This is a genomic window from Nisaea sediminum (assembly GCF_014904705.1).
GTDB classification, from domain to species: domain Bacteria; phylum Pseudomonadota; class Alphaproteobacteria; order Thalassobaculales; family Thalassobaculaceae; genus Nisaea; species Nisaea sediminum.
In genome coordinates this window covers 191,660-200,205 of sequence record NZ_JACZCQ010000009.1, presented here as the reverse complement: position 1 = coordinate 200,205, position 8,546 = coordinate 191,660, and the positions used below count along the sequence as shown (strand labels likewise).

Sequence of the window (8,546 nt, the reverse complement as noted above, 5' to 3'; positions counted from 1 at the left end):
CTCTCCCGGCACGACGCGCCCCACCCCCCTCCCCGCCTCCACATACCCGCGGGGCGTGTGCACCGCGAGGCCGGTCACCTCCCCCGCCACCGGCGCCGCGCGGGCCGCCCGCGCGGAAACATTGCTCAGCTCAAACCATTCGCAAAGTGGTCGTGGTGCATTCCGCATGGCACCAGATTCTATTTCCGGTGAACCATTCTGTCTTGTCCAAAACGCTCACTCCGCCGCCGGAACCCGCGCCTCTTCCAGCGCCTGAGCCTGCCGCTTCGCCAGCACATCCACGTCGAACCCCGCGATCAGGTCGTGGAACAGGCGGTACCAGTTCACTTCCGCCTTCAGATGCAGGAAGACCGAGCCGAGGCCGATCGCGGCGCGGTCCATCAGGACGAATTCGCGCGGCGGCTTCACACCCTGCAGGCGGCGAAGCTCGACATGGACCTTCTCCGCCACCTCGCGCCCGTACATCCCGGTGTTCGTCTCCTGGATGCGGCGGGCCTTGTCCTCCATCAGCGGGGCATAGATGAAGCGCGCCCACATGTTGAGGACCCCGATCGTCTCCTTGTCGAGCCCCTCGAAGCCCCAGCTTTCGTAGGCCTGCACGGCCAGCGCCTCGTCGTCGGTCGAGAGCGCGTTGTAGAGGTCGATCACGCCCTTGACAAAGCTCGGCGGGAAGACGCGGATGCAGCCGAAATCGAGCAGGTTGATGCTGCCGTCGTCGCGCACCGAATAGTTCCCGAGATGCGGGTCGCCGTGGATCACGCCGTATTCGTAGAAGGGCACGTACCAGGCGCGGAACATGTTGAGCGCGACCCGGTTGCGCGTCTCCTGGTCCTCATGCGCGGCGATGAAGTCGAGCAGCTTGGAACCGGCGAGCCAGTTCATCGTCAGCAGCCGCGGCGTCGTCAGCGCCTCCACCGCCTCCGGGACGTGGACGTGCGCCTCGTCCTTCAGCATCAGGCGGTAGAGCGCCATGTGCTTCGCCTCGCGCTCGTAGTCGAGCTCCTCGCGCAGGCGGGCGGAGAGTTCCTTGTAGATCTCGTCGGTATGGATCGCCTTGTCGTAGCGGGCATAGATCGAGAAGATCAGCCGGAGCTGGCGGAGATCCGCCTCCACCGCCGAGGCCATGTCCGGATATTGCAGCTTCACCGCAAGCGCGTTGCCCTCGTGGTCCGTCGCCCGGTGCACCTGGCCGAGCGACGCGGCGGCCGCGGCCTCGTGCTCGAAACTTGCGAACTTCCGCTGCCAGCCGGCGCCGAGCTCCCGACTCATTCGGCGCTTCACGAAAAGCCAGCCCATGCTTGGGGCGTCGGCCTGCAGCTGCACCAGCTCGTTGGTATATTCCTTCGGCAGCGCGTCCGGGATGGTGGCGAGGATCTGCGCCACCTTCATCAGCGGGCCCTTGAGGCCGCCGAGCGCTTCGCGCAGCTCCGCCGCATGGGCTCCCTTGTCGAGGCTGAGCCCGAGATAGCGCTCGCCCGCGACCCGGGCGGCAAGCCCGCCGACCGCGCCCGTGACCCGGGCGTAGCGCTTCACGCGGCCGCCGAGGGAATTGCGTTCGATGTCTTTCATGGCGCTGAAGATAGGGCACCCAAGCGCCGATGCCAGAGGCAATCCGATCCCATTTCGCAATTGTATCGCGCCGGCCGGATCCCTAGGTTTGAAGTGTCGCCGAATGGTTGGCGGCAAAGTTCTCGGGGCGGGGTGAAAGTCCCCACCGGCGGTGACATGAGAGAGCCACCCGGCTCTTCCATGAAGCCCGCGAGCGCCCGGCAAGGCCGGGGTCAGCAGATTCGGTGAGATTCCGAAGCCGACGGTGAAAGTCCGGATGAAAGAGAACGGCATGGAAGCGCCACGCCCTCGGCTCGGCGTGCATCTCCGTGTTCGAACTCGGCCTCGATTCCTTTTGTTTGACAAGGAGTTGGAACCGATGACACAGAAAGATATCAAACCCACCACAGGCCCGGTCGGCGGCCGCATCGCCTTCGTCCAGGCCCGCTGGCACCATGACATGACCAGCCAGGCCCGGTCCGGCTTTGCCGCCGAGTTCGCCGAACGCGGCTTCGGCGGCGACCGCGTCGACTATTTCGAGGTGCCCGGCGCGTTCGAGATCCCGCTGATGGCCCAGAGACTCGCCGCACGGCCCGACTATGACGCCATCGTGGCCACCGCTTTCGTCGTCGATGGCGGGATCTACCGGCACGATTTCGTCGCCTCCGCGGTGATCGACGGGCTGATGCGCGTCCAGCTCGACAGCGGGGTGCCGGTGCTCTCCGTGGTCCTGACGCCGCACCATTTCCACGGCACGGACGACCATATCGGCTTCTTCCGGGCTCATATGGAAGCCAAGGGGCGCGAGGCGGCGCATGCCTGCCTCGAGGTTCTCGATCTCGAGGAGAAACTCGCCGCCTGACGTTCGGTCCCGGCATCTCCGGACACGGCTCTCACCCGCACGTGACTGGCCGTGTCCGGAATGCTGGCCTATGTCTGTCGTCTGGATATTTGCGGCCGGAGGATGCGCGATGCTGTTGAAACGATGGAAAGGCTGGGAGCTGCCGGAAAGTGCGGCAACGCCGGAGTCGGTGTTCCACAACCGACGGGCCCTGCTGAAGGGCATCGCCGCCGGGCCGATGGTGCTTTCGGCGGCGGCGCTGACCGGCTGCGGCGAGGAAGCGACCGCAGACGGCGATCCGGCGAGCATGATCGCCGCACTCCCGCCGGATCCGTCCGCGCATCTCTATCCGGTGAAGCGCAACCCGGCCTACGCCGATGCAGGCAAGAACTATCCTCTGACGGCGGAGGATCTTGCCACCAGCTACAACAATTTCTACGAGTTCGGCAGCCACAAGGACATCTCTCGCGCAGCGCAGGACCTGAAGATCCGGCCCTGGACCGTCACTCTCGACGGAGAGGTCACGAAGACCAGGACCATCGACATCGACGACCTGCTCGACCAGATGCCGCTGGAGGAGCGGGTCTACCGCCATCGCTGCGTCGAGACCTGGTCGATGGTCGTGCCGTGGAGCGGGTTCCCGCTGTCCGCGCTGGTCAAGCTCGCGGAACCGCTCGCTTCGGCGAAGTATGTCCGCATGGAGACTTTCATGGATCCGGAGATGGCGCGCGGACAGAAGCAGCATTGGTACCCCTGGCCCTATACCGAGGGCCTGACCATCGAGGAGGCGATGAACGACCTCGCCTTCATCGCGACCGGGATTTACGGCAAGCCGATGCCGCGGCAGAACGGCGCGCCGCTGCGCCTCGCCGTGCCGTGGAAATACGGCTTCAAGTCCGTCAAATCGATCACCCGCTTCACCTTCACTTCCGAGCGCCCGGTCTCCTACTGGGAATCGCTGCAGGCAAGCGAGTACGGTTTCTGGGCCAACGTGAACCCGGAAGTGCCGCATCCGCGCTGGAGCCAGGCCTCCGAACGACCCCTCGGCGGCGGCACCAAGATCCCCACCCTGCTCTATAACGGCTACGCGGAGCAGGTGGCCGGTCTCTACAAAGGGCTGGAGGGCGAGCGTCTCTTCATGTAGGTCGGGAGTCCGGGACAGACTGGCCGTGGGGAGCCAAGCCTTGAGCGGACCGACCGAAGACACGTTCCACAGTGTGGTGAGGGATGCCGATACGGGGCGGGGGAAACTCGTTCCCTATCGCGACTCCATTCACCGCACCATCATCGACCTGCTGCCGGAGCCGAAGGGCGACAGTCCCCTGCGCGTCCTCGATCTCGGTCCGGGAACCGGGCTGCTGGCAGAGCGCATCCTCGCAGCCGACAGTACCGCCGAGCTGACCCTGGTCGATTTCTCCGAAGCCGTCGTTGCGAATGTGCGCGGCAGGCTCGAGCCTTACGGCCCTCGCGTCACCGTGACCACCGGCGACTACGTGCACATGACCTATGACGGCCCCTATGATGTCGTCATCGCTGAGCTTTCGATCCACCATCTCAATCCGAAATCGATACGGACCCTGCTCTCCGCCAGCTATGCCGGGCTGCGCCGGGGTGGCGGCATGTTCATCAATGCCGATCAGGTGCGGGGCGAAACGGACTGGGTCGAGGACAGGCATCTCGCCGCCTGGCGCCGGGACGCGCTCCATCTCGGCGCCCTCGAAGGCGAGATCGACGAAGCCATCGAACTGCACCGCGAGGGCCGCCCGCCGACCCTCGGCACGATCATGCAGAACCTCTCCGACGACGGTTACGAAGATGTCCGCTGCGACTACAAGCAATGGTGCTTCGCGGTGGTCTCCGGGGCCAAAATATGACGGAGCGCCGCCCGGTCGGCCCGACCGGCAATTTGATCGTTCCGGCTAACGCTTGGTAAACACTCTCGTCGCTATAATCGATTCCCATAGTAGACGTGTGCGTGAACCAGTTGATGCCCTCTGACGCCAAAGCGATCTCGGAGCTGAAGAAGCGAATCCCCCAGGCGGACGGAAGAATTTTCGATTTTTTCGCAGCCTGGCTCGCGGCGCGTGGCGACGCTCTTGTCGCACGCCGCAAGACCTTCTCGCCGCTCAGCGTGCCGTCCCTTTTGCGATATATGTGGATCTATCGCTTCGAAGAGGAGGCGGGCGACTATGTCTGCAACCTCGCGGGCGAAAGTGTCAACGATGCCTGGGGCAAGGGAATCAAGGGCCGCACACTCCGGAACATCATCGGCGAGGAGGACTATCCCGTCGTCAGGGAGCGCTGGGACAGCATCACCGGGGTTCCGCTTGTCCAGTACGGCGCGGTCGAGGAACGGCTGTCCTCCCTCGATGCCTGGCACGCCGAGCGCTTGCTGCTCCCCATGTCGTCGGAAGACGGCAAGACCGACGTGGTTCTGGGGATCAGTCTCTATAATCTCGATTACCTGACCGACGACAAGAGCGTGAACGTCTCCGAGGTCGTCATGCAGTTTCCCTGCAGCGACTTCCTCTGAACGCGCTTACCGGCCGGCAGCCGTCCGGCGGTACATGACGAGATCCGTCTCGGCGATATGCACCAGAGGCAACTGTTTCGAGAGATCGTTCAGGAAGGCAAACACATCCGGCGCGTCGGGCTTGTAGTCGTGCCAGAGAATGACCCCTTCCTCGGTCAACATGTTCAGGGCCTTACGGGTGTCGCTTTCGACATAGGTCCGCGTATGCGCGCCATCGACGAAGACCAGATCGACTTTCCCGCGCAGATCGCTCTCGTCATAGGCTTTGCTGTCGGAGAAGATCTGCCGGATGTTCTTCTCCGTCGGCTGGCCGTTATAGAAGAACGTGTCGAACGAGGATTCCTCTGCAGCGACATCGCGGTGATGCTTGTCGTCGCCGAGGCCGAATTCCAGTGCGGCGAGATCGTCCGGGTGCAGCGTCAGGGTATGGATCTCCGCATCAGGCACCGCGTTCAGGGCGAAGACATGCGCGGTCTTGCCGGTGCAGGTGCCGAACTCGAAGATCCGCTTCGCCCCCTTGGCCAGCGCCGCCATAACCCAGGATTCCCGGTCCGACAGCGAGGCCACCACGCCCTCGCCGCCGATGAAGCGCACCTCGGAGTCGGGGCTCGGACCGTAGGCCGTCATCGCGAAGCAGGGCGCGACCTCTTCCAGCTTCACCTTGCGGATCGGATAGTCGGAAAATGCGAAGGCCCGCTTTTTCTGCCGCCGCAGCTTCAACATGCGCCGGGTGATGAAATAGAGTGCAACCAGCGACAGAAGATTGGTCGCGATCAGCAGGGTCGTCAGCCAGGCAGGCCAATCAGGCATCGACAATGTCCCGTTCCTGAGGTGAGCTCGGATCGCCGTGACACATGCAGGCGCAACGGGAGACTGTCAAGCAGCCCGGGACGGCCCTCCCGGACACGCGAAGGAGCGGAACCATGACCGAACCATCGGAAACCCAACGCGGCCGGTGCCTCTGCGGGCAAACCCGCTACGCGATCGCCGGCCCGGTGAGGTGGACCTGCCATTGCCATTGCGAGAGCTGCCGGCGGCAGACCGGCTCGCCCTATACCACCTTTGTCGGCGTTGCGCGGACCGACGCCAGCCTTACCGGCGCCGCTCCCGGCATCTACCGCTCCTCGCCCGGTGTGGAGCGGCTGTTCTGCACCGCCTGCGGCACTCCGATCGCTTTTCGCGCGGACAAGTATCCGGACGAGATCCACTTCTACGCCGCCACACTCGAGCACCCGGAGGTCGTGTCGCCGGAGTGCCACGTCCATTGGGAGGAACGCTTGCCCTGGGTGGTCTGCGACGACGGTCTGCCGAAACATGAGGGAAGTTACGAGGAATAGGCGCCGCGCCGCTTGTTCGCTTCCCGGCGGTTGCTTATGTTCGGAAGAGGTCACCACCGCCGGCCCAAGAACTCCAGACAACAGGACTGCACTGCCCCATGACCGAACATCGCGAGAAAATCGTCATCATCGGCTCCGGCGCCGCCGGACTCACCGCCGCCATCTATACAGCGCGCGCCAATCTCAAGCCGGTCGTGCTTGCGGGGCTGCAGCCGGGCGGACAGATGACGATCACTTCCGAGGTCGAGAACTATCCGGGCTTCGCGGACGTCATCCAGGGGCCCTGGCTCATGGAGCAGATGCAGAAGCAGGCCGAGCATGTCGGCGCGCGGATCGTCTACGATCTGGTCACCGCGGTCGATTTCTCGAAGAAGCCCTACACCCTGAAAATGGATAGCGGCGACAGCTTCGTCGCCGACGCGGTGATCATCGCCACCGGTGCGCAGGCCCGCTGGCTCGGGCTCGAGAGCGAGCAGACCTATAGCGGACGTGGCGTCTCCGCCTGCGCCACCTGCGACGGTTTCTTCTTCCGTGGGCAAGACGTGATCGTGGTCGGTGGCGGTAATACCGCGGTCGAGGAAGCGCTCTATCTCGCCAACATCGCCTCCAAGGTGACGCTGGTACACCGCCGCGACACGCTCCGCGCCGAGAAGATCATGCAGGAGCGGCTGTTCCGGCACGAGAAGATCGAGGTGATCTGGGACAGTGTCGTCGAGGAGGTCCTCGGCGGCGACGGACCGATGGCCGGCGTAGAAGGCGCTCGAATCAAGAACATCAAGACCGGCGAGACAAGCGAGATCAAGGCGACCGGCTTTTTCGTCGCCATCGGGCACGATCCGGCGACAAAGCCGTTCGTCGAGGCCCTGGAGGCCGACGACGAGGGCTACCTCCTGACCAGGCCCGGTAGTCCTCGCACCTCGATCCCCGGAATCTTCGCCGCTGGCGACTGCGTCGACAAGGTTTATCGCCAGGCCGTGACCGCGGCGGGGATGGGCTGCATGGCGGCGCTGGAGGCGGAAAAATACCTCGCCGCACTTGAAGATGCCGCCGCCGAAGCGGCGGAATAGCGGGGCGGGTTCGGTAACGATCCGATAACCCTCTTCGATTAAACTGCTTTTTGACCCGTGTTCTGCTGGCCCATGCCCCTCGCCTGGCCTAGACTGAACGCTGGAACTATGAGCGAGAAGGCGAGATCGGTTCAAAATGGCCATGGACTGGGACAAACTCCGGGTCTTTCACGCTGTCGCCGAGGCAGGCAGCTTTACCCATGCGGGTGAGACCCTCAATCTCAGCCAGTCTGCCGTCAGCCGACAGATCAGCCAGCTCGAAGACTCTCTCAAGGTCGCGCTGTTTCACCGCCACGCGCGCGGCCTGATCCTGACCGAACAGGGCGAAACGCTCTACCGCACTGCACGCGAAGTCTTCGCCAAGCTCGCAGCTGCGGAAGCCAGCCTCTCGGAAGGCAAGGAACTGCCGCGCGGTCCGCTCAAGATCACCACGCCGGTCGCCTTCGGCTCGACCTGGCTCGCCTCGCGCATCGGCCGTTTTCTCGAACTCTATCCCGAGATCACGGTCAATCTGATCATCGACGACGGCGAGCTCGACCTTGGCATGCGGCAGGCCGACGTCGCCATCCGGCTCAGCCCGCCGCGGCAGCCGGACCTGATCCAGCGCCATATCAAGAACATCAAGCTGCACCTCTATGCCTCTCCGTCCTACCTGAAACAGGCGGGCGTGCCGCAGACGGCGGAAGATCTGCAAAATCATCGGCTTGTACTGTTCGGCGACACACCGCATCCACCGTTTCCGAACGTCAACTGGCTTCGGGACCTGGCTACGGGCGGGAACCGGCGCGTGCATATGAACACCTTCGCGGTGAACAACTATTACGCCATCCTGCGCGCCGTACAGGGTGGGGTCGGGATCGCGGCGATCCCCGATTACCTGGCCAAGGAAGACAGCAGCCTGGTGCGGGTTATGCCGGACGTCGAAGGACCGCAGGTACCCGCCTATTTCGTCTATCCGGAGGAGCTCCGGCATTCGAAGCGGATCACCGTGCTGCGGGATTTCCTGATCCAGGAAGTCGCCAAAACGCAGTTTTGATTTTTAGAAAAAGTCTAAAACAACATAGGTTGCGCCTGCCGTTTTTAATGCCTATCTGTGAATCGGGATTCGAATCGGAATCTCGTTTTGTTTCGTAAATTTGACTTTCATGGGAAAACGGTCATGCGTTTTTTGCATATCCGAACTGAACAAAAATGCATGGTCGTTAACCTCTTATAGACAT

At 63.5% G+C, this 8,546-nt stretch carries 9 protein-coding genes and 1 riboswitch; of the genes, 7 read left to right on the top strand and 2 right to left on the bottom strand.

What is annotated here, in order from left to right:
- Positions 1-216: 216 nt before the first annotated feature.
- Positions 217-1,569, bottom strand: coding sequence for an ABC1 kinase family protein (locus IG122_RS18900; protein ID WP_193187421.1), 1,353 nt, complete (start codon positions 1,567-1,569; stop codon positions 217-219).
- Between the two features lie 114 nt (positions 1,570-1,683).
- Positions 1,684-1,841, top strand: a riboswitch (FMN riboswitch).
- Between the two features lie 86 nt (positions 1,842-1,927).
- Between IG122_RS18900 and IG122_RS18895 the strand changes: the two genes are divergently transcribed.
- The 4 genes from IG122_RS18895 to IG122_RS18880 all read left to right on the top strand — a co-directional run bounded on the left by IG122_RS18895 (position 1,928) and on the right by IG122_RS18880 (position 4,922).
- Positions 1,928-2,410 (top strand): 6,7-dimethyl-8-ribityllumazine synthase, encoded by a 483-nt coding sequence (locus tag IG122_RS18895; RefSeq protein WP_193187419.1) that lies wholly within the window; start codon positions 1,928-1,930, stop codon positions 2,408-2,410.
- 109 nt (positions 2,411-2,519) lie between these two features.
- Positions 2,520-3,533, top strand: a complete 1,014-nt coding sequence (gene msrP / locus IG122_RS18890) for a protein-methionine-sulfoxide reductase catalytic subunit MsrP (protein WP_193187417.1) — start codon at positions 2,520-2,522, stop codon at positions 3,531-3,533.
- Between the two features lie 40 nt (positions 3,534-3,573).
- A complete protein-coding gene (locus IG122_RS18885; protein WP_193187415.1) occupies positions 3,574-4,263 on the top strand; it encodes a class I SAM-dependent methyltransferase in 690 nt (229 codons plus the stop codon).
- A 113-nt stretch (positions 4,264-4,376) separates the two neighbouring features.
- Positions 4,377-4,922 (top strand): PAS domain-containing protein, encoded by a 546-nt coding sequence (locus IG122_RS18880; protein WP_193187412.1) that lies wholly within the window; start codon positions 4,377-4,379, stop codon positions 4,920-4,922.
- 6 nt (positions 4,923-4,928) lie between these two features.
- On the opposite strand, the gene IG122_RS18875 is transcribed toward IG122_RS18880, so the two are convergent.
- A complete protein-coding gene (locus IG122_RS18875) occupies positions 4,929-5,732 on the bottom strand; it encodes a class I SAM-dependent methyltransferase (protein WP_193187409.1) in 804 nt (267 codons plus the stop codon).
- Between the two features lie 113 nt (positions 5,733-5,845).
- Here IG122_RS18875 and IG122_RS18870 point away from each other — a divergent pair, with 113 nt between their 5' ends.
- From IG122_RS18870 to IG122_RS18860, 3 genes are all read left to right on the top strand, one after another.
- A complete protein-coding gene (locus tag IG122_RS18870; protein WP_193187407.1) occupies positions 5,846-6,259 on the top strand; it encodes a GFA family protein in 414 nt (137 codons plus the stop codon).
- A gap of 98 nt (positions 6,260-6,357) precedes the next feature.
- Positions 6,358-7,326: a thioredoxin-disulfide reductase gene (trxB, locus tag IG122_RS18865; protein WP_193187405.1), complete on the top strand. Its 969-nt coding sequence runs from the start codon at positions 6,358-6,360 to the stop codon at positions 7,324-7,326.
- Between the two features lie 142 nt (positions 7,327-7,468).
- On the top strand, positions 7,469-8,362 hold the full coding sequence (locus tag IG122_RS18860) for a LysR family transcriptional regulator (RefSeq protein ID WP_193187442.1): 894 nt from the start codon (positions 7,469-7,471) through the stop codon (positions 8,360-8,362).
- Positions 8,363-8,546: the final 184 nt, after the last annotated feature.